21 protein-coding genes are annotated in these 21672 nt (G+C 56.4%); 8 read left to right on the top strand and 13 right to left on the bottom strand.

Translation table 11 applies throughout. The features are described from left to right. Nucleotides 1–22: 22 nt before the first annotated feature. Together cysG and BM007_RS20150 are read left to right on the top strand one after the other, a co-directional pair. Nucleotides 23–1396, top strand: a complete 1374-nt coding sequence (gene cysG, locus BM007_RS20155) for a siroheme synthase CysG (RefSeq protein ID WP_090420638.1) — start codon at nt 23–25, stop codon at nt 1394–1396. Nucleotides 1397–1539: 143 nt separating this feature from the next. Continuing rightward, nucleotides 1540–1710: a YhfL family protein gene (locus BM007_RS20150; RefSeq protein WP_090420636.1), complete on the top strand. Its 171-nt coding sequence runs from the start codon at nt 1540–1542 to the stop codon at nt 1708–1710. A 143-nt stretch (nt 1711–1853) separates the two neighbouring features. On the opposite strand, the gene trpS is transcribed toward BM007_RS20150, so the two are convergent. The 12 genes from trpS to pilM all read right to left on the bottom strand — a co-directional run bounded on the left by trpS (nt 1854) and on the right by pilM (nt 11837). Then, nucleotides 1854–2858, bottom strand: a complete 1005-nt coding sequence (gene trpS, locus BM007_RS20145) for a tryptophan--tRNA ligase (protein WP_090420633.1) — start codon at nt 2856–2858, stop codon at nt 1854–1856. Continuing rightward, a complete protein-coding gene (gene gph, locus BM007_RS20140; protein ID WP_024907924.1) occupies nt 2851–3612 on the bottom strand; it encodes a phosphoglycolate phosphatase in 762 nt (253 codons plus the stop codon). Before gph ends, trpS begins: the two co-directional genes overlap by 8 nt. Beyond that, nucleotides 3605–4282: a ribulose-phosphate 3-epimerase gene (gene rpe / locus BM007_RS20135; protein ID WP_024907923.1), complete on the bottom strand. Its 678-nt coding sequence runs from the start codon at nt 4280–4282 to the stop codon at nt 3605–3607. The genes gph and rpe overlap by 8 nt, the downstream gene beginning before the upstream one ends. Before the next feature lie 41 nt (nt 4283–4323). After that, nucleotides 4324–5136 carry an adenine-specific DNA-methyltransferase gene (gene dam, locus BM007_RS20130; protein WP_024907922.1) on the bottom strand — a complete coding sequence of 271 codons (813 nt, stop codon included), beginning with the start codon at nt 5134–5136 and terminating at the stop codon, nt 4324–4326. Between the two features lie 67 nt (nt 5137–5203). Continuing rightward, a complete protein-coding gene (gene damX, locus BM007_RS20125) occupies nt 5204–6520 on the bottom strand; it encodes a cell division protein DamX (RefSeq protein WP_090420631.1) in 1317 nt (438 codons plus the stop codon). Nucleotides 6521–6612: 92 nt separating this feature from the next. Continuing rightward, nucleotides 6613–7701, bottom strand: a complete 1089-nt coding sequence (gene aroB / locus BM007_RS20120) for a 3-dehydroquinate synthase (RefSeq protein ID WP_024907920.1) — start codon at nt 7699–7701, stop codon at nt 6613–6615. Nucleotides 7702–7758: 57 nt separating this feature from the next. Beyond that, nucleotides 7759–8280 (bottom strand): shikimate kinase AroK, encoded by a 522-nt coding sequence (aroK, locus tag BM007_RS20115; protein ID WP_003861630.1) that lies wholly within the window; start codon nt 8278–8280, stop codon nt 7759–7761. A gap of 286 nt (nt 8281–8566) precedes the next feature. Next, nucleotides 8567–9805 carry a DNA uptake porin HofQ gene (gene hofQ / locus BM007_RS20105; RefSeq protein WP_090420628.1) on the bottom strand — a complete coding sequence of 413 codons (1239 nt, stop codon included), beginning with the start codon at nt 9803–9805 and terminating at the stop codon, nt 8567–8569. Further along, a complete protein-coding gene (locus BM007_RS20100; RefSeq protein WP_090420624.1) occupies nt 9717–10121 on the bottom strand; it encodes a HofP DNA utilization family protein in 405 nt (134 codons plus the stop codon). The genes hofQ and BM007_RS20100 overlap by 89 nt, the downstream gene beginning before the upstream one ends. Beyond that, nucleotides 10111–10566 (bottom strand): HofO family protein, encoded by a 456-nt coding sequence (locus tag BM007_RS20095; protein ID WP_090420622.1) that lies wholly within the window; start codon nt 10564–10566, stop codon nt 10111–10113. The genes BM007_RS20100 and BM007_RS20095 overlap by 11 nt, the downstream gene beginning before the upstream one ends. Before the next feature lie 3 nt (nt 10567–10569). Next, complete coding sequence (locus BM007_RS20090) at nt 10570–11064, bottom strand: PilN domain-containing protein (RefSeq protein WP_032648332.1); 495 nt, start codon at nt 11062–11064, stop codon at nt 10570–10572. Beyond that, nucleotides 11061–11837, bottom strand: a complete 777-nt coding sequence (gene pilM / locus BM007_RS20085; protein ID WP_090420619.1) for a type IV pilus biogenesis protein PilM — start codon at nt 11835–11837, stop codon at nt 11061–11063. Before pilM ends, BM007_RS20090 begins: the two co-directional genes overlap by 4 nt. Nucleotides 11838–11957: 120 nt before the next feature. Here pilM and mrcA point away from each other — a divergent pair, with 120 nt between their 5' ends. Continuing rightward, nucleotides 11958–14510, top strand: coding sequence for a peptidoglycan glycosyltransferase/peptidoglycan DD-transpeptidase MrcA (gene mrcA / locus BM007_RS20080; protein WP_090420615.1), 2553 nt, complete (start codon nt 11958–11960; stop codon nt 14508–14510). Nucleotides 14511–14590: 80 nt separating this feature from the next. On the opposite strand, the gene nudE is transcribed toward mrcA, so the two are convergent. Then, nucleotides 14591–15151: an ADP compounds hydrolase NudE gene (gene nudE / locus BM007_RS20075; RefSeq protein WP_090420612.1), complete on the bottom strand. Its 561-nt coding sequence runs from the start codon at nt 15149–15151 to the stop codon at nt 14591–14593. Nucleotides 15152–15472: 321 nt separating this feature from the next. Between nudE and BM007_RS20065 the strand changes: the two genes are divergently transcribed. The 5 genes from BM007_RS20065 to pckA all read left to right on the top strand — a co-directional run bounded on the left by BM007_RS20065 (nt 15473) and on the right by pckA (nt 21639). After that, complete coding sequence (locus BM007_RS20065; protein ID WP_024907914.1) at nt 15473–17608, top strand: intracellular growth attenuator family protein; 2136 nt, start codon at nt 15473–15475, stop codon at nt 17606–17608. A 67-nt stretch (nt 17609–17675) separates the two neighbouring features. Then, a complete protein-coding gene (gene yrfG, locus BM007_RS20060) occupies nt 17676–18359 on the top strand; it encodes a GMP/IMP nucleotidase (protein WP_024907913.1) in 684 nt (227 codons plus the stop codon). Continuing rightward, nucleotides 18356–18757: a ribosome-associated heat shock protein Hsp15 gene (gene hslR / locus BM007_RS20055; RefSeq protein WP_024907912.1), complete on the top strand. Its 402-nt coding sequence runs from the start codon at nt 18356–18358 to the stop codon at nt 18755–18757. Before yrfG ends, hslR begins: the two co-directional genes overlap by 4 nt. A gap of 17 nt (nt 18758–18774) precedes the next feature. Continuing rightward, complete coding sequence (hslO, locus tag BM007_RS20050; protein ID WP_161495995.1) at nt 18775–19659, top strand: Hsp33 family molecular chaperone HslO; 885 nt, start codon at nt 18775–18777, stop codon at nt 19657–19659. A gap of 360 nt (nt 19660–20019) precedes the next feature. Continuing rightward, a complete protein-coding gene (gene pckA / locus BM007_RS20045) occupies nt 20020–21639 on the top strand; it encodes a phosphoenolpyruvate carboxykinase (ATP) (RefSeq protein WP_047652888.1) in 1620 nt (539 codons plus the stop codon). Nucleotides 21640–21672: the final 33 nt, after the last annotated feature.

Raw genomic sequence — 21672 nt, 5'->3', positions numbered from 1 at the left:
ATGAATGCTGCGAGGTAACGTCGTGGATCACCTGCCGATTTTTTGTCAATTACGCAACCGCGACTGCCTGCTCGTGGGCGGCGGCGACGTGGCTGAACGCAAAGCGCGCCTGCTGTTAGAGGCTGGCGCCCGACTGACCGTTAACGCCCTTTCCTTTGCCCCCCAGTTTGAGGTCTGGGCGCAGGAAGGGATGCTCACGCTGGAACAGGGTGCATTTAATGAATCCCTGCTGGATACCTGCTGGCTGACCATTGCCGCGACGGATGACGATGAAGTGAACCAGCGCGTGAGCGATGCCTGCGAAGCGCGCCGTATCTTCTGCAACGTGGTGGATGCGCCGAAAGAGGCCAGCTTTATCATGCCGTCGATTATCGACCGCTCGCCGCTGATGATTGCGGTATCGTCCGGGGGACGTTCACCGGTTCTCGCGCGTCTGCTGCGGGAAAAACTGGAAGCCCTGTTACCCCAGCATCTTGGTCAGATTGCGCATTATGCCGGGCAACTCCGCTCCCGCGTGAAGCAAACCTTCTCGACAGTGGGCGAGCGCCGCCGCTTCTGGGAAAAATTCTTTGTGAACGACAGGCTGGCGCAGTCGCTGGCGAATCAGGATACCAAAGCCGTTGAAGAGACGACCGAACAGCTGCTGAGTGAACCGCTGGACCATCGCGGTGAAGTGGTGCTGGTAGGCGCAGGCCCTGGAGATGCGGGTCTGCTGACGCTGAAAGGGCTACAGCAGATCCAGCAGGCGGATATCGTGGTGTACGACCGTCTGGTTTCTGATGACATCATGAATCTGGTCCGTCGCGACGCCGACCGCGTCTTCGTGGGCAAACGGGCAGGCTACCACTGCGTGCCGCAGGAGGAGATTAACCAGATCCTGCTGCGCGAGGCGCAGAAAGGTAAACGCGTAGTGCGCCTTAAGGGCGGCGATCCGTTTATCTTTGGTCGCGGCGGCGAGGAGCTGGAAACCCTGTGCGACGCGGGCATTCCGTTCTCCGTCGTGCCGGGCATTACGGCAGCATCCGGCTGCTCAGCATACTCTGGCATTCCGCTGACCCACCGGGATTACGCCCAGAGCGTGCGCCTGGTGACGGGCCACCTGAAGACCGGCAGCGAGCTGGACTGGCATAACCTGGCCGCCGAAAAGCAGACGCTGGTGTTCTACATGGGGCTCAATCAGGCCGACACGATTCAGGCGAAGCTGCTGGAGCACGGTATGAATGCGGATATGCCCGTCGCGCTGGTCGAAAACGGCACCGCCATTACGCAGCGCGTGGTGGATGGCGTACTGACGCAGCTCGGTGAGCTGGCGCAGCAGGTTGAAAGCCCGGCGCTGATTGTGGTGGGCCGTGTGGTTGAACTGCGCGACAGGCTGAACTGGTTCTCGAATCACTAACGCATATTCTTCCTGTCCGGAGTAGTCCTTAAGCGGACTACTCCCCTCTTACCGCTGTCGATAACATACCGCCCCGAAGTGGAACTTTTCCCTTTATTCCCTTGAGTTACATCCAATTTTCGTTTTTAAGACAAGGAATGCGTATGTTCAAACTGGCAAAAGCCGCCATTCTGGTTGGCCTGTTATCGACACTGACGGCCTGCACCGGTCACGTACAGAACACCAAAAATAACTGCAGCTACGATTATCTGCTGCACCCGGCGATCTCCATTTCGAAGATCATCGGTGGTTGCGGCCCGGCGGCGCAGCAGTAAACGTTTTACAGGCATAAAAAAACCGGGATGTCCCGGTTTTTTTGTTTAGGGAAGTGCGGCCTGATGCCCTCACCCTGACCCTCTCCCACAGGGAGAGGGAACAAACCCTAAAAACGGTAACGTGGTTACCGTTTTGCTTTTACTTAAGGTTTACCCACAAACCCAATCGCGTTGTATACCGCTTTCAGGGTTTCGGACGCGCGTGCGCTGGCTTTTTCCGCGCCCTCTTTCATCACCTTCTGCAGGAAGGCTTCGTCGTTGCGATAGCGGTTATAGCGCTCCTGCAGCTCGGTCAGCATCCCGGAAACGGCGTCTGCCACTTCACCTTTCAGGTGGCCATACATCTTGCCTTCGAAGTGCTGTTCCAGCTCAGGAATGCTCTGGCCGGTCACGCCGGAGAGGATATCCAGCAGGTTGGAGACGCCCGCTTTGTTCTGCACGTCGTAGCGCACAACAGGCGGCTCGTCGGAGTCGGTGACCGCACGCTTGAGCTTTTTGACGACGGATTTCGGGTCTTCCAGCAGGCCGATAACGTTGTTGCGGTTATCGTCAGACTTGGACATCTTTTTGGTCGGCTCCAGCAGCGACATCACGCGCGCACCGGATTTTGGAATAAACGGCTCTGGCACTTTGAACACATCGCCGTAGATTGCGTTAAAGCGCTGGGCGATATCGCGGCTCAGCTCAAGATGCTGCTTCTGGTCTTCACCCACCGGCACCTGGTTGGTTTGATACAGCAGGATGTCTGCCGCCATCAGCACCGGATAGTCAAACAGACCGGCGTTGATGTTTTCAGAGTAGCGCGCGGATTTATCCTTGAACTGGGTCATGCGGCTCAGCTCGCCGAAATAGGTGTAGCAGTTCAGCGCCCAGCCCAGCTGCGTGTGCTCCGGCACGTGAGACTGAACGAAGATGGTGCTTTTCTCAGGATCGATGCCGCAGGCCAGGTACAGCGCCAGCGTATCGAGAGTGGCTTTGCGCAGCTTCTCAGGATCCTGACGCGCGGTAATCGCATGGAGATCGACGATGCAGTAGATGCAATGGTAGTCATCCTGCATGCTGACCCACTGACGTAACGCACCCATGTAGTTACCAATGGTCAATTCACCTGAAGGCTGTGCGCCACTAAAAACGATGGGCTTAGTCATTATTCAATTCCTGATGTTCACTGTGCGAAAGCCCGAGTGCGGGCAACAAATCTTTGAAGTGGTCGAAGACCACATCCGGCTCACTTAGCGTGATGGCCTCACCGTAGTTGTAGCCATAGGTTAATCCGACGGAAGGACACCCTGCCGCTCGGGCAGCCAGAATATCATTGCGCGAATCCCCGACAAAGAGCAGCTCCGCGGGCGTTAAGGATAATTTTCCTGCCACCAGCAAAAGCGGTTCCGGATGCGGCTTTTTGTTCTGCACGTCATCGCCGCCCACAATCACGGAGAAATACTTCGCGATATCGAGCGCTTCCAGCAGAGGCGCAACGAACGGGGTTGGCTTGTTAGTCACCAGCCCCAGCGGGATACCCTTCGCGTGAAGCGCGCTCAGCGTTTCCTGAACGTCCGGGAACAGGAAACTGCCCTCCTCGACGGTCTCTTCGTAGAAACGATCGAACAGTTTGCGCAGAATACGCAGCTGCTCATCCTTAGGAATGTCAGCGTGATCGACGCTCGGTTTACCCTGCGCGGAACGCTGCGACGCGCGCTCCTGGCGAGCCCACGTCAGTGCACGCTCCATCAGAACATCGGCGCCGTTGCCAATCCACGTTACCACGCGTTCTTCACCTGCAACGGGCAGCTCAAGTGCGTACAGCGCCTGATCTACGGCGCTCGTTAAGCCCGGCGCGCTGTCGACCAGCGTACCGTCGAGGTCGAATGCCACACCCCGAATAGCCTGTAATTTATCCATGACTTACCTTCGCCAGCTCGCGGCGCATTTCATCAATGACTTTTTTGTAATCCGGTTGGTCGAAAATGGCTGAACCGGCAACGAACATATCCGCGCCTGCCGCCGCAATTTCACCAATGTTATTCACTTTCACGCCGCCGTCCACTTCCAGACGAATATCGTAGCCTGATTCGTCAATACGACGGCGGACTTCACGCAGCTTATCCAGCGTGTGGGGAATAAACGACTGGCCGCCAAAGCCCGGGTTAACGGACATCAGCAGGATCACGTCCAGCTTGTCCATGACATAGTCGAGATAGCTCAGCGGCGTGGCCGGGTTAAACACCAGACCTGCTTTACAGCCGTTCTCTTTGATCAGCTGCAGCGTGCGATCCACATGTTCAGAGGCTTCCGGATGGAAGGTGATGATGCTGGCACCCGCCGCGGCGAAGTCAGGCACGATGCGGTCAACAGGCTTCACCATCAGGTGAACGTCGATCGGCGCGGTAATGCCATAGTTACGCAATGCCTTGAGCACCATTGGACCAATGGTCAGATTCGGAACGTAGTGGTTATCCATCACGTCGAAATGGACGACATCTGCGCCAGCCGCGAGAGCTTTGGCGGTATCTTCACCCAGACGGGCAAAATCGGCCGACAGAATTGAGGGAGCAATCAAAAACTGTTTCATCCGCTTCTCCTTGAAATGTGTTTACCGGCGGGCAAAACGGCTCAGGGGCGATAAAGAGCCAGAAGTTCGTCCACCTTTTTACGTGTGCCGCCGTTGCTGCTAATGCTACGCCGCACTTTGACCTGAAAATGCTTCGCGGCTTTGTACCATTCGCGCGTATCAGGGGTATCGTGATTCGAAATTAACACCGGAATTCTTTTGCTGACCAGCTTTTCCGCCATCTCAGCCAGACGAGCCTGTTCGGCCGGGCTGAAGCTGTTGGTGTGATAGGCGGTGAAGTTCGCCGTCGCAGACAGCGGCGCGTATGGCGGGTCACAGTAAACCACCGAGTTTACGCCTGCCAGTTCCATACACTCTTCATAGGAGAGGCAATGAAACTCTGCGTTCTGCGCTTTTTCGGCAAAGTGATACAGCTCGTCCTGCGGAAAATACGGGCGCTTATAGCGGCCAAAAGGCACGTTAAATTCCCCGCGCAGGTTATACCGGCACAGGCCGTTGTAACCATGTCGGTTGAGGTAGAGGAACAGCAGGGCTCTGCGGAACGGGTCCTGGCTCTGGTTAAACTCCGCGCGGTACTGGTAGTAAACGTCCGGGTTATTGTTCTCGGGCGTAAACAGTTTGCGCGCCTCGGCGACATACTCATCGGTACGCAGCTTAACGATGTTATAGAGGCTGATAAGGTCGCTGTTGATATCCGCCAGGATATAACGAGAAAAATCGGTGTTGAGGAACACCGATCCTGCACCCACGAAAGGTTCGATAAGACACTCGCCTTTAGGCAGGTGCTTTTTAATATCATCGAGCAGGGGGTATTTCCCCCCTGCCCATTTCAGAAAAGCGCGATTTTTTTTCATGCTGACTAACTGATTACACCTTCTCCAGCTGTGGAGAAAGCTCCGACAGCATCCTGCGCTTTAAACATTACTTCAGATCGGCCTGAACCTGATGAATCGGCTTCGCCCATGGGTTTTTCGCCTGAACATCAGCTGGCAGCGCCGCTACGGCACGTTTTGCTTCATCTTTGGACGAATAAACACCGCTCACCAGCACATACCACGGCTGACCGTTACGGGTCGTCTGATAAACAACGTAGTTTTTCAGATTTGATTTCTTCGCCCAGCTGTTGAGGTTGTCATAGTTAGACGAACTGCTCAGCTGCAGCGTGTAGTTGCTGGATGGCGCAGACTTCAGCGAGCCAACGTTACCTGCAGTTTTACCTGCGGCGCTGCTGGAGGCTGTTGCCGTGGCTGCTGGAGCCGTTGCTGCAGGTGCAGCTGTGGCAGCCGGTGCCGTGGTGGTCGCCGTGGCTTTCGGCGCAGTCTGCGTGACGGGCGCTTTAGCCGGCTCGCTCACCGCGGCCGTTTCGGTATGTTTCGGCTGGGCCGGAACAGCTTTCACTTCAGGCGCTTTAACAACTGCCTGAGGTTTAGTTTCACGCTTAGGCTCAATCACCGCCTGCTTACGTTCAGGACGTGCCGCAGTCTGCGTCTGGCGCGGCTTGGTTTCCGTCGCGGCCGCTTGCGGCTGAGCGTTACCACCGCGAACCGGGGCAACGGTTGCAGGTTCAGTTGGCAGCGTAGAGTTAACCACGACGTTATCAACCTGCTGCTGGTTCTGCGGCTGCGTCAGCGCATTGTTCAGGTCTCCCTGAACTTCTACGCGCTGCTGGCCTTCAGGCGTAGCAGGTGACTGACCCTGAGCAGGGGTTGAAGAAACAGGCGGCAGAGAAACATCCTGCGGCGCTGCGGTGTTCCCTGCGGTCTGCTCTGCGGAAGTGGTACCCGGAGCAGGCTGCGCACCATTCGCCTGATTGGACGCATCGTTACCGGACAGGTTGATGCTCTTCTCAGCGGAAGCCGTTTGCTCGGTTGAGTTCGTTGACGGTGCTTTAAGCGCGGAGCCAATGCCGACAATCAGCAGCACAAGCACCAGAACGCCAAGGCCCATCATGATGTACTGGCGGGACGCCGGTTTAGGCGCAGCGGCTTTTTTACGTTTACGCGGGCGACGCTCTACAGGCTGTTCGTCCATTGAATCTTCTTCGGACTCATAATCCTCTTCTGCTCGCTCCTCGTGCGCGTTGCGGCTGCGCGAAGGGCGACGATCGTCTGCATCCAGATCAACATCGTCAAAGTTGATCTGCGGCTCGTTATCACGTTCTGAAGATTGACGAGAACGACCAGTACGACGATCGCTGGGATCGGGTTTCAGCTCGTCTTCTGGTTTGAATTCATCCATTTAACACCCCACTCAAAGGCTTATGCCAACGACTTTGCATTTCACCTGAAGCTAAACGACCACCTGCGACAGTGGCCTGACCTTTCTAGTTGTTACGCCTGCTGACAGTCAGCGATAGCGCCAAGAACGACATCGTGCGGCACTCCGCCGCGTACTTCACTCTTCCCTATTGCAAGCGGGAGTACAAGACGCATCTCGCCTGCCAATACTTTTTTATCGCGCATCATGTGGGGTAAATACGCTTGCGCCGACATCTCCTGCGGCCCGGTTACCGGCAAACCTGCACGCTCAAGCAGCGCAATGATGCGTGCCGTCTCTTCCGGCTTGAACTGCCCGAGACGTTCGGAGGTGCGAGCCGCCATCACCATGCCGGCCGCAACGGCTTCACCGTGCAGCCAGTTACCGTAGCCCATTTCGGCTTCAATCGCGTGACCAAACGTATGCCCAAGATTCAGTAAAGCACGTAAGCCCGTTTCACGCTCGTCTGCGGCAACAACTTCTGCTTTCAGCTCACAGCAACGACGAATGCAGTATGCCAGTTTAGCCTCATCCAGGCCCAGCAGCGCATCCATATTCTCTTCAAGCCAGCTAAAGAACTCGCCATCCAGAATAATGCCGTATTTGATCACTTCCGCCAGACCAGAAGCCAGCTCGCGCTTCGGCAGCGTTTTCAGACAGTCGAGATCCACCACCACCGATGCGGGCTGGTAGAACGCGCCAATCATGTTTTTACCGAGCGGATGGTTGACTGCCGTTTTGCCACCGACAGAGGAGTCGACCTGGGACAGCAACGTGGTCGGGATTTGAATAAAACGGACGCCACGTTGATAGCTTGCGGCCGCAAAACCGGTCAGATCGCCAACAACACCGCCGCCCAGGGCAAGCAGTGTTGTATCGCGACCGTGTGGTTTTTGCAGCAATGCGGTAAAGACGGTATCCAGTACCGTCAGGCTTTTATACTGCTCGCCATCGGGGAGAATCACACTGTCGACTTTTACGCCCGCCTGCTCAAGCAGGTGGCGTACGCGGTCGAGATAAAGCGGAGCCAGCGTCTCATTGGTGACCAGCATCGCCTGATCACCCGCTTTCAGTGGTAAAAAGGAAGCTGGGTCGTTAAACAAACCAGCCGCGATGGTGATAGGGTAACTACGTTCCCCGAGAGTAACTGTAATCCTCTCCATGACGCGACATCCACCTTTAATGCTTTTACCCGCAGGCGAGTGTATATAAAGCCAGAATCAGTTGCTTTCCAGCATATGAATAATCTGGTTTGCAACCACTTTAGCGCTCTGGTCGTCAGTACGAATGGTCACATCGGCAATCTCTTCATACAGCGGATTGCGTTCATCGGCCAACGCTTCCAGAACTTCGCGTGGTGGCGTTTCAACCTGCAGCAGCGGGCGCTTTTTATCGCGCTGCGTACGTGCCAGCTGTTTCTCGATAGTCGTCTCAAGATAGACCACTACGCCACGGGCGGAGAGACGGTTGCGGGTTTCGCGAGATTTCACAGAGCCGCCGCCTGTTGCCAGAACGATGCCCTGTTTTTCCGTGAGTTCGTTGATCACTTTTTCTTCTCGGTCACGGAAACCTTCTTCGCCTTCTACGTCGAAAACCCAGCCCACATCAGCTCCGGTTCGTTTCTCAATCTCTTGATCAGAATCGTAAAATTCCATATTGAGTTGTTGAGCTAACTGACGCCCAATAGTGCTTTTGCCGGCACCCATAGGCCCAACCAGAAAGATATTGCGTTTCTCTGCCATTTTATCGGTACTACTAAGACTATTCGTTAATGGTAATCCCCGCTGCGCAGACACCCGGCGTAGCAGGACATGAACTGAAACCTCATATGCAATAGAGCGAGAGTCAGACTAAAAATTATCTCAATACTCCGGCTTGTTTGGCAACTGATTAAATCACCGCGCCGGGCGCATAAGGTAATAAGACGTAAGTCCAACTCAAATCGGTACTCCTTGTATGCTAATTCATGCCCCACGTCAAACATCTGCAACAAACTGAATGCAAATTCATTGCGGGGATCGTTACCCGTCAGCGAATACCGACCAGACGTGGTGTAATAAACACCACTAACTCACGCCGTTCGTTGTCTTTCCCGTCATGGCGAAAAAGCTGACCAAGCCAGGGGATTTTTCCCAGCCCCGGCACGCTGTCACTGCCGGTTTTGTTCTTCTGCGAAAAAATTCCGCCCAACGCCAGCGTTTCTCCACTTTTTACCTCCACCTGGGTTTCTATCTCCTGTTTGTCGATCGCCAGCGTTTCGCCGTCCGCCTGCTGCAGAACCTGTCCCGGCATATTTTCGCTAATGTGCAATTTCAGGCGCACGCGCCCTCCCGGTAGCACCACCGGCGTGACCTCCATCCCTAATACCGCTTCCTTAAACTCAACGGAGGTTGCGCCGCTTTCACCGCTTGAGACCTGATACGGGATCTCACTCCCCTGCTTGATACTGGCCGGCTGCATATGCGAGGCCAGCAGCCGCGGGCTGGCGATGATATCGACCTGCTGTTTTTGCTCCAGCGCAGAGAGCTCCAGATCCAGCAGCCGACCATTGATCCGTCCGATGTTAAAACCTACGTGGCTGGTGGCGCTGGCGACGGAAAGATCGCTGCCAAGCGTGGTGAGCTGGCCAACCTTGCCCGCGTCGGTGGCGTCGGCGAGATTCCACTTCACTCCCAGCTCACGCAGGCTTTTTTCATTAATGGTCACAATGTGCGCCGCCAGCTCGACCTGTTCGACGGGAATATCCATCTGAGCGGCCCAGCGCTGCAGCGTCTCCACCACCGTCTGGTTATCCCGGATCAGCAGGCGGTTGGTGCGTTTGTCGACAGATAAACTCCCCTTCGGGCTCAGGAGTTTTTCCGCGGCTTTTTGCAGCTCTCCGGCATCAGCATAGGAAAAAGGGATAGTGTGAGACACCAGCGGCGCATCAAGCTGTCGACGCGCCCGCTCCTGTTCTGAACGTTCCTGCTGTTCACGCTGCCAGGCGGCGGTATGCACGTAAAAAATGCCCGCGTCCTCGCGCAGGACAAGTCCGGCACTGGAGACTACCGTCCGTAACGCCTGCCGCCAGGGGACGCGCGTCAGGTTGAGCGAAATCGTGCCGTTGACATCAGGCGAGACCACCAGATTACGGTTCTCCTGTGCGACCAGGGCCTGTAACACCTGGACCACAGGAACGTCATCCACCACCAGCGTGACCGGTTTTGGCGCGGCGGCCCACAGCGGATGGCTGAACGCCAGCAGCCACAGCATTATCCGTAAATTCATTCTTATCCGTTCCTTCTCGTTGCCACGTCCATTTTTCTGGTTCACATGTGTCACCCACATCAACAACCAGTTCCGTTGCATTGATGGCTGTTATCGTCCAGCCTGCCGGGAAGCGCTTATGCGTTTTCAGCCGGTACCAGCGCTTTTGCCCATCCTGTAAAATGCCGATAGCCTGCTGCCCTCCCACCATGCCGCGATAGTGCCACTGCGCCAGCTCGCCAATGGCGCAGGGATCGTCCGGCGGGTGAAACGGATCGCGCATGCCGGTCAATAGCAGCGCTGAGCAAACCAGCAAATATCGCGCGCTATTTCGCATGTGCCAGCTCCAGCCGCAGGCGCAACGCCGTACCTTGTGGCGAAATCGCAAAAGCGGCGATCTGCACATCCCGCTGCGCCAGCCGGGAAAAAAGCGCCGGAAGCGCCTGCCACTCAACCTCCAGCATCAGTTCCCCTCCGTTCTGCAGCGGCTTCCAGTGAATCAGCGTCGTGTTATCACCCTGAAAATCGAGCGGGGAAAAAGATATCAACTCCCGTGATTCCGGCGTTTCCGGACGAAACGGCACCTTTCTGACGGCAGGCCATAACGCTGCGTTAGCTCTCGTGTCCTGAATCAGCTGACGCTGTCGTTCAGCACACTGCCTGTCTACCGGTCTGAGCAAGGTGCCCCACGCGGCCAGTCCTGCCAGGAGACTCCCCAGACACCAGAAGAGTACCCGATACCAGGGGCGGCTTTCGCACCAGCGTTCTAACAGGGTATCCACGCGTTACCCCTCGCTTTTAAGCTGAAGGGTGAACATCCAGCGCCCCTGGCTGTCCCGCCGAAGCTCACCCGCCGTCCCGGGCGTAAAACCCGCTATTTGGCCAAGCGCATCGCGCAGAGCAGACAGGGCCGGCAGGGTTATGGCATACCCGCTCAGCATCAGAGCAGGAGGCTGATAGCGCAGCTCTGTCAGCCAGACCTGTGCCGGAATGGTGCGAGAAAGGGCTTCCAGCACCGGTTGCCATGCACGTCGTTGAATTTCCTGCGCTGGCAGCTGCGCCTGTGAGGCGAGTCTCTGCCGGGAGAGAAGCACATGCTGCACGGCCTGCATGCCCGTCAGATCCGTTTGCAGAGCGTGCAGCCTCATAAGAGGGTTCATCCGCAGACAGAAAATGGCCATGAAGATTAACAGTACGGTGCCGACACACATTGCGCCCCAGAAACGCAGGCATCGCGCGCGTCGCTGCTGACGCCAGGGCAGAAAGTTCATGATGCTCATCCGGGCACCTCGCTCATGGCCAGCGCCAGCGCAACGGTATAATCAGCTCCGCAGTCCGGCAGCGGGGCATGGCAGCGCTCAAGGATTTCCCACGGGTCACGTCGGCTATCAAACAGCGCGATGTCATCCGGACCAAGCGCCAGCAGCGCCGACAGCTCAGCCACATTATCTGCTTCTGTGGTAAAGCGTCGTCCCCACTGGTGGCGCATCGCCCAGAGCCACTGCCGATCATCCCGCCAGGCGATGCACGTCGCTGGTGTCACCGCAGGAAGAAGATTAGCCAGAGCGCTGGCATCCGGCGTAATGGTCATCAGCCGCAAACGCAGCGTCTTCGCCAGCGCCAGAAGGGTGTCGACCTCGTTGTTTTGTGCGGCTGTCACCTGAAAGGTATTGCTGAACGTATCCTGCACGTAATCGAAACAGAGCGTATCGGCAGACATCTCCAGTTCGCGGGCGAGCGCGGCGCCAAGCCATGAGAGCTGCTCGCTGTCGCGCAGCGCAACGGTCGGGCGGGCAAGCGACCGCTGCAGGGTGCGGGCTGTCGGGAAAGAGAGGAACGCCCGGTGGTAGTGCGGCAGCGTTTTTCGCCAGTCGCGTAACGCATCAACCAGCTGTTCTGGCTGATAAATTTTGCCGTCACGAATGATGCCTTCAGCCAGCGGGATTGCCCACCAGCGCCGCAAACACCAGCCGGACTTCTCCCGGTCCAGTGCGACGATCAGCACCCTATCCTGTTGAATATGAATGCCCGTTTGCCATGTTTTGAAAGCCATGCTTCACGATCTCCTTATCGCCCGTCACCCTGACGGCTATATCAATGAATCAGGCTTGCCTTTATACTACCGCGCGATTGTTTAGAAACTGCCCAAGTGAAACCAAATGGGAAATCTCCGGTGAAGTTCGTAAAGTATTTATTCATCCTTGCAGTCTGTTGCATTCTGCTGGGAGCAGGCTCGATTTACGGTTTGTACAAATATATTGAGCCACAGCTACCTGATGTCGCCACGCTTCGCGATGTGCGACTCCAGATCCCGATGCAAGTCTATAGCGCCGATGGCGAGCTCATGGCGCAGTATGGCGAGAAGCGTCGTATTCCGCTGACCTTAAACCAAATTCCCCCCGTGATGGTGAAAGCCTTTATCGCCACGGAGGACAGCCGTTTTTACGAGCACCACGGTGTCGATCCTGTGGGGATTTTCCGTGCCGCGAGCATTGCGCTGTTCTCTGGTCACGCCTCTCAGGGAGCGAGTACCATTACGCAGCAGCTGGCGCGTAACTTCTTCCTCAGCCCTGAAAAGACGCTGATACGTAAGATCAAAGAGGTGTTCCTTGCGATCCGTATTGAGCAGCTGCTGAGCAAAGACGAAATCCTTGAGCTGTACCTCAACAAAATCTACCTGGGCTACCGCGCTTATGGCGTGGGGGCTGCCGCACAGGTGTACTTCGGTAAGCCTGTTGAGCAACTCACCTTAAGCGAAATGGCAACCATTGCCGGTCTGCCGAAAGCGCCGTCCACGTTTAACCCGCTCTACTCGCTCGATCGCGCCACCGCGCGTCGGAACGTCGTCCTGTCACGTATGCTGAGCGAAGGCTACATCAGCCAGAGCGAGTACGAGCAGGCGCGTAACGATGTCATTGACGCTAACTACCACGCCCCTGAGATCGCCTTCGCCTCCCCTTACCTGACCGAAATGGTTCGCCAGGAGATGGTGAATCGTTATGGTGATAAGGCCTATGAAGATGGCTATCGCGTGTACACCACCGTCACCCGCAAAGTTCAGCAGGCGGCGCAGGAAGCGGTACGCAACAACGTGATGGACTACGATATGCGTCACGGCTATCGCGGCCCGTCAAACGTGCTGTGGAAAGTGGGCGAAAGCGCGTGGGACAGCAAAAAAATCACCAGTACGCTGAAGGCGCTGCCAACCTACGGTCCGCTCCTTCCTGCCGTGGTGACGCAGGCCGATCCTCAGGAGGCCGTTGCGACGCTTGCGGACGGTACCTCCGTCTCCCTGCGTATGGACGGTATCCGCTGGGCGCGTCCGTACCGCTCGGATACCCTGCAGGGCGCCACGCCGCGTAAAGTGACCGATGCGGTACAAACCGGGCAGCAAATCTGGGTGCGCAAGGTAGGTGAATCCTGGTGGCTGGCACAGGTGCCGGACGTCAACTCGGCCCTGGTCTCTATCAACCCGCAGAACGGCGCCATCCTGGCCCTGGTCGGCGGGTTTGATTTCAACCAGAGCAAATTTAACCGCGCCACCCAGGCGCTGCGCCAGGTCGGTTCCAATATCAAACCGTTCCTCTACACGGCAGCGATGGATAAGGGCTTGACCCTCGCCAGCATCCTGAACGACGTGCCAATTTCCCGCTGGGATGCCGGTGCCGGTTCCGACTGGCAGCCGAAGAACTCCCCTGCGGAGTATGCCGGTCCTATTCGTCTTCGTCAGGGCCTGGGACAGTCGAAAAACGTGGTGATGGTGCGTGCCATGCGCGCGATGGGCGTCGACTATGCCGCAGAGTATCTGCAGCGCTTCGGCTTCCCGGCGCAGAATATCGTTCGCACCGAGTCGCTGGCGTTGGGCTCAGCCTCCTTTACGCCGCTTCAGGTTGCACGCGGGTACTCGGTGATGGCCAACGGCGGCTTCCTGATTGATCCGTACTTCATCAGCAAGATCGAGAACGACCAGGGCGGCGTGCTGTTTGAAGCGAAGCCGAAAATTGCCTGCCCTGACTGCGATATTCCAGTCATTTATGGCAATACGCCGAAATCCGACGTGCTTGAAAACAAGGACATGGAAGACCCGGTCGTGTCGCAGGAGCAGCAGAACGGCGTTGTGCCGCAGCCGCAGCTGGAACAAGCGAACCAGGCGCTGGTGGCGCAGACCGGTGCGCAGCAGTATGCCCCGCATGTGATCAACACGCCGCTGTCGTTCCTGATCAAAAGCGCGCTGAACACCAACATCTTCGGTGAACCGGGCTGGCAGGGTACCGGCTGGCGTGCAGGACGTGATTTGCAGCGCCATGATATCGGCGGTAAAACGGGGACAACCAACAGCTCGAAAGACGCGTGGTTCTCCGGTTACGGGCCGGGCGTGGTGACATCGGTCTGGATCGGCTTCGACGATCATCGCCGCGACTTAGGTCGTACAACGGCCTCCGGCGCGATTAAGGATCAGATTTCCGGTTACGAAGGCGGAGCGAAGAGCGCGCAGCCGGCCTGGGACGCCTACATGAAGTCCGTTCTTGAAGGCGTGCCGGAGCAGCCGCTTACGCCACCGCCAGGCGTGGTGACGGTCAATATCGACCGCAGCACGGGTCAGCTCGCCAACGGCGGTAACAGTCGCGAAGAGTATTTCATTGAGGGCACCCAGCCAACCACACAGGCGGTGCATGAGGTGGGCACAGAGATCATCGACAACGGCGAAACGCACGAGCTGTTCTAAACATAAAAATGCCCGGTAAAAACCGGGCAAAGCATCGTAGGCCGGGTAAGGCGAATCCGCCACCCGGCTTTTTTTATGGCCTACAGCCGCCCCTGCCCCTTCAGCCACTCCCGAACCAGGAACAGCGCGCTCACGTTGCGGGCCTCGTTAAAGTCAGGGTCTTCCAGCAGGTCCATCAGATGCGCCAGCGGCCAGCGAACCTGCGGCAGCGGCTCCGGCTCATCCCCTTCGAGCGATTCAGGGTAGAGATCTTCAGCGACCACAATATTCATTTTGCTGGAAAAATAGGACGGCGCCATGCTCAGTTTTTTCAGGAATGAAAGCTCATTCGCCCCGAAACCGACTTCTTCTTTCAGCTCGCGGTTTGCCGCTTCAAAGATGGTTTCACCCGGATCGATAAGCCCTTTCGAGAACCCAAGCTCGTAAGATTCCGTTCCCACAGCGTATTCGCGGATCAAAATCAGATGATCGTCGATAATGGGAATAATCATCACCGCTTCGCGCGACGAGGGGCGCATACGTTCATAAACGCGACGCACACCGTTGCTGAACTCCAGGTCCACACTTTCAACATTAAACAGCCGCGATTTGGCGACAGTTTCAACATTCAGAATGGTGGGTTTTTGTAGTGGTTTGCTCATCGTGATGGGTCTTAGCAGTGAGAACTGGGGTTATTGTGCGATACGCCGCACGGTTTCGGCAATGTCAATTGTTCTGTATTTACATTTGTGCAACCTAGCAGGAATCAATCCTCAATTCAAAACAAATGTCAAGAGGTTGAAATGTTTCCAGGAATTTGCTGATATCGCGCCATAACAGGCTTTGCTATCATCACCGGTCACTGGGATGCGCTTCAGAATGCTCAAGTTCGACTCCATACTTGCCGATAGCCAACCACAGACACTCATTCAATGTAAAGGTGCTACTGACTACACCTGTAAGATAAGTAAGATGGGGAAAGCATGAGCACCATTTTGATTGTTCTCGCTGCTATGCTGGCCGGCGCATTGGTTGCAGGGTGGATGTACAGGCGCCGCGTACAGCGCCGTTATCGTCTGCCCTTTTTAAATGCATTTGCGGGCGCGACCACGCGTAAACTCACGCAAGACGAGCGCGATGCAGTTGAAAACTATCTCGAAATCCTGAACCGTTCTCAGCTCACGCCTGGGCCAACGGGAGCTACCGCCGCACCCGTCGCGCTAAAGCTCAATGCGCAAAGTGATACCGTGCTCTGCGTGACGCGCTCCATCACGCGCTATGGCATCACCACTGATGACCCCAACAAATGGCGCTATTACCTGGATTCCGTCGAAGTGCATCTCCCTCCATCCTGGGAGCAATACATTAATGACGAAAACAGCGTTGAGCTGATTCACACCGATTCGTTGCCCCTGGTTATCTCGCTTAACGGCCACACGCTGAATGAATATCTTCAGGAAGCCCCGCGTTTTGCGCTGGAGCGTGCGAGTTCAACGCAGGCTTCCATTCGTGGCGAAGAGACTGAGCAGATCGAACTGCTGAATATTCGCCAGGAGACGCATGAAGAGTACGCCCTGAGCCGCCCGGACGGCATTCGTGAAGCGCTTCTGATCGTCTCCGCCTTCCTGCTCTTTTTTGTCTGCCTGCTGACGCCGGATGTGTTTGTCCCCTGGCTGGCGGGAGGCGCGGTGCTGCTGCTGGCGGCCGGGCTTTGGGGTCTCTTTGCCCCACCGGCCAAAACCTCGTTGCGCGAGATCCACTGCCTGCGCGGTACGCCAAAGCGCTGGGGCCTTTTTGGTGAAAACGATCAGGAACATCTCAATAATATTTCGCTCGGTATTATCGACCTGATCTACCCGCGCCACTGGCAACCGTGGATTGCGCAGGACCTGGGTCAGAAAACCGATATTGATATCTACCTTGACCGACATGTTGTGCGTCAGGGGCGCTTCTTGTCCCTGCATGATGAAGTGAAAAATTTCCCGCTTCAGCACTGGCTTCGCAGCACGGTCATTGCCGGAGGCGCGGCGCTGGTCTTAGTCATGCTGCTGCTTTTCGTGCCGCTGGATATGCCCATCAAATTCACCCTGTCGTGGATCAAAGGGGCGCAAACCATTGAAGCGACCAGCGTCAACAAGCTGGATGAAGCCGGTGTGCGCGTGGGGGACACGCTGCGCCTGAAGGGTACCGGGATGTGTAATATTCACACCCCGGGGGCGTGGAACACCCGCCAGAATTCGCCGTTTATGCCGTTCGACTGCTCGCAAATTATCTGGAACGACGCGCCGCCGCTGCCGCTGCCGGAATCCGAAGTGGTGAATAAAGCCACGGCCCTTACCCAGACGGTGAACCGCCAGCTGCACCCGAAAACGGACGATGACTCGCGCGTCAGCCCCGCGCTGCGCTCGGCCATTCAAAAATCAGGCATGGTTCTGCTGGATGATTTTGGTGACATCGTCCTGAAAACGCAGGATTTATGCTCCTCTCAGGATGAGTGCATACGTCTTAAAAACGCCCTGGTAAACCTGGGTAACAGTAAAGACTGGGACTCGCTGGTGAAACGCGCCGAAGCGGGACGACTGGACGGTGTTAACGTGCTGCTGCGTCCGGTGAGCGCTGAATCGCTGGATAACCTGGTCGCCACCTCCACCTCGCCGTTCATGATGCGCGAGACCACCCGTGCGGCTCAGGCGCTGAACAGCCCGGCACCGGGCGGGTTTGTGATTGTCAGCGATGAAGGCAGCGACCTGGTCGATCAGCCTTACCCGCAGGTTGCGCTTTATGACTATCCGGCGCAGGAGCAGTGGAGCCAATTCCAGCGCCTGGCACAGATGCTGATGCAAACGCCGTTCAGCGCCGAAGGGATTGTCACAAGCCTCTACACTGATGCCAACGGCACTCGCCATATCGGCCTGCACCGAATGCCGGATAGCGCAGGTTTATGGCGTTACGTTGGCACCTCTTTGCTGATGACCGCGATGCTGATCGCCATTTTCTGGAACGGTTTTATGGCCCTGCGCCGCTACCAGCGCTCGCGCACCCGGCTTGCCGACATCCAGCAGTATTATGAAAACTGCCTCAATCCTAAGCTGATCCCCTCGTCTGAGAGCCTGATCTGATAACGTCGTTGCGCGACAAGATGTGCTACCCTGTCGCGCACGTTTCTTCTGGCTGGAGTTCCCCCTTATGCACCTTGATATCGCCTGGCAGGAGGTTGATACCGTTCTGCTGGATATGGACGGCACGCTGCTCGATCTCGCCTTTGATAACTATTTCTGGCAAACGCTGGTTCCTGAAACCTATGGCGAGCAGCAGGGGATCTCCCCGGCAGAAGCGCAGGCATTCATTCGTTCGCAATATAGCGCGGTCCAACATACGCTAAACTGGTACTGTCTTGACTACTGGAGCGATCGCCTTGGTCTGGATATTTGTGCCATGACCACCGCCCAGGGTCCACGCGCCGTATTGCGCGAGGATACGGTTCCGTTCCTGGATGCGCTGAAAGCAAGCGGCAAGCGCCGTATTTTACTGACCAACGCACATCCACATAATCTGGCGGTGAAGCTGGAGCATACGGGTCTGGCGTCGCACCTTGATTTATTACTTTCCACCCACACATTTGGTTATCCGAAAGAGGATCAGCGGTTGTGGCATGCGGTGAAGGAAGAGACGGGTTTGCAGCCAGAACGTACGCTGTTCATTGATGACAGCGAGCCCATTCTGGATTCCGCGGCAAAGTTTGGCATCCGCTACTGTCTGGGCGTTACCAATCCTGACTCTGGCCTGGCTGAAAAAAGCTATCTGCGCCACCCTGGACTGAACGACTATCGCCAGATGATCCCCTCACTGACCGTGAAGGAGACGCCATGAAAGAAAAACCCTCTGACGGGGTAAGACTGGATAAATGGCTGTGGGCTGCGCGTTTTTATAAAACACGCGCCCTTGCCCGCGAGATGGTTGACGGCGGAAAAGTGCATTACAACGGCCAGCGCAGCAAACCGAGCAAGCTGGTTGAGCTGAATGCCACCTTAACGCTGCGTCAGGGCAACGATGAACGTACGGTAGTGATTAAAGCCATTACCGAACAACGTCGACCCGCAACGGAAGCCGTACTGCTTTATGAAGAGACGACGGAGAGCATTGAAAAGCGCGAGAAGACCGCGCTGGCGCGCAAAATGAACGCGCTGACGATGCCTCACCCGGACCGGCGACCGGATAAAAAAGAGCGCCGCGACCTGATGAAATTTAAACACGGTGAGACTGAATAACCTCACCCGCACGAGAGATGAAAATGGCCCAACACGACCAATTACACCGCTATCTGTTTGAACAATTCGCCGTGCGCGGCGAGCTGGTCACCGTATCTGAAACCTGGAAACAGATTCTGGAAAACCACAACTACCCGCTGCCGGTGAAGACCCTGTTGGGCGAACTGCTGGTTGCCACCAGCCTGCTGACGGCGACGCTGAAGTTTGCCGGTGATATCACCGTGCAGCTGCAGGGTGACGGCCCGATGACGCTGGCGGTCATTAACGGCAATAACCAGCAGCAGATGCGCGGCGTCGCGCGCGTTCAGGGCGACGTGCCTGAAAATGCAGACCTCAAAACGCTGGTGGGTAATGGCTACCTGGTGATCACCATCTCCCCTGAGGAAGGTGAGCGCTATCAGGGCGTGGTGGGTCTGGAAGGCGATACCCTGGCGGCCTGCCTGGAAGATTACTTTATGCGTTCTGAACAGCTGCCGACGCGTCTGTTCATCCGCACCGGCGAAGTGGACGGTCAGCCTGCTGCGGGCGGTATGCTGCTGCAGGTTCTGCCTGCGCAGGACGCACAGACCAATGACTTTGAGCACCTGGCGACGCTGACAGAAACCATCAAAGCGGAAGAGTTGTTCAACCTGTCAGCGACTGACGTGCTGTGGCGTCTGTACCACGAAGAAGAAGTGACCGTTTACGACCCGCAGTCCGTGGAATTTAAGTGCACCTGCTCCCGCGAACGCTGCGCTGGGGCACTGAAAACCCTCCCGGATGAAGAGATCGACAGCATCATGGCGGAAGACGGTGAAATTGATATGCACTGTGACTACTGCGGTACGCACTATGTGTTCAATTCAATGGATATCGCTGAGATCCGCAATAACGCCTCCCCGGCAGATCCACAGGTTCACTAAACCTCTTTCCCCTCTCCCTATAACCCTCTCCCCTTTGAGGAGAGGGCTGGGGTGAGGGGTAAAAACTCCACCCAAGCTGAATCGTTTTCCCTATGTAACTCTTACGTAATTTTCTTACGTGTATGCGATTACATTCACATTCCTTCCGATAAAATCACCAGTCTTTAACCTTTTCGGAACATTTTCCCCACCCAAAAAGCGATTCCTGCGATAATCCGCCTGCGCTGTGACTGGAGTCGCAGCGTTTTCCGTTAGTAAGGGTTTTGTCCAGATGCATGAATCTATGAGCCCCGTCGCGGTAAACAACCCCAGAAAAACCCTACAATTTCAGGCAGTACATATTGGCTAAGGAGCAGTGATATGCGTGTTACTGGTTTAACCCCGCAAGATCTCAAGGCTTATGGTATTCACGACGTCCAGGAAATCGTCTACAACCCCGACTACGATACGCTGTATCAGGAAGAGCTCAATCCAGCACTGGAAGGATACGAGCGTGGTGTGTTGACGAATCTTGGTGCTATCGCCGTCGATACCGGTATCTTTACCGGTCGTTCGCCGAAAGATAAGTATATCGTCCGAGACGAAACCACCCGCGATACGCTGTGGTGGGCTGACAAGGGCAAAGGGAAGAACGACAACAAACCGCTCTCTCCGGAAACCTGGCAGCACCTGAAAGGGCTCGTCACCCAGCAACTTTCCGGCAAGCGTTTGTTTATTGTCGACGCTTTCTGCGGCGCTAACGCCGACACCCGTCTCTCCGTACGTTTTATCACCGAAGTGGCCTGGCAGGCGCATTTCGTGAAAAACATGTTTATTCGTCCAACCGACGAAGAGCTGCAGGACTTCACCCCTGATTTCATCGTGATGAACGGCGCGAAATGCACCAACCCACAGTGGAAAGAGCAGGGTCTGAACTCCGAAAACTTTGTTGCCTTCAACCTGACCGAGCGTATCCAGCTGATCGGCGGTACCTGGTACGGCGGCGAAATGAAGAAAGGGATGTTCTCGGTCATGAACTACCTGCTGCCGCTGCGGGGCATTGCCTCCATGCACTGCTCGGCGAACGTCGGTGAAAAAGGCGACGTGGCGGTCTTCTTCGGCCTGTCCGGCACCGGGAAAACGACTCTGTCCACCGATCCTAAACGTCGTCTGATTGGCGATGACGAACACGGCTGGGATGACGACGGCGTATTCAACTTTGAAGGCGGCTGCTACGCGAAGACCATTCGCCTGTCTGAAGAGGCCGAGCCGGATATCTTCCACGCGATCCGTCGCGATGCGCTGCTGGAAAACGTCACCGTGCGTGCCGACGGCTCCATCGACTTCGACGATGCGTCGAAAACGGAAAACACCCGCGTCTCTTACCCGATCTACCACATCGACAATATCGTGAAGCCGGTGTCAAAAGCGGGTCATGCCACAAAGGTTATTTTCCTGACGGCGGATGCGTTCGGCGTGTTGCCTCCGGTGTCTCGCCTGACGGCCAGCCAGACGCAGTATCACTTCCTCTCCGGTTTCACCGCCAAGCTGGCGGGTACCGAGCGCGGCGTGACGGAGCCAACCCCAACCTTCTCCGCCTGCTTCGGCGCGGCCTTCCTGTCGCTGCACCCGACGCAGTACGCTGAAGTGCTGGTGAAACGCATGCAGGCATCCGGCGCGCAGGCATACCTGGTGAACACCGGCTGGAACGGTACCGGCAAACGTATCTCGATCAAAGATACCCGCGCGATTATCGACGCTATTCTGGATGGTTCTCTGGACGACGCCGAAACCTTCACGCTGCCGATGTTTGACCTGGCGATCCCAACGTCGCTGCCGGGTGTGGATACGCATATCCTCGACCCGCGCAATACGTACGGTTCGCCGGAGCAGTGGCGTGAGAAAGCGGAATCGCTGGCGAAACTGTTTATCGAGAACTTCGAGAAGTACACCGATACTCCGGCGGGTGCTGCGCTGGTGAGTGCGGGTCCAAAACTGTAGTCCATGTCGGGTGGCGGCTTCGCCTTACCCGAC

This window comes from Enterobacter sp. NFIX59 (assembly GCF_900113755.1).
GTDB lineage: Bacteria > Pseudomonadota > Gammaproteobacteria > Enterobacterales > Enterobacteriaceae > Enterobacter > Enterobacter pseudoroggenkampii.
This window is presented reverse-complemented; position numbering and strand designations above follow the sequence as displayed.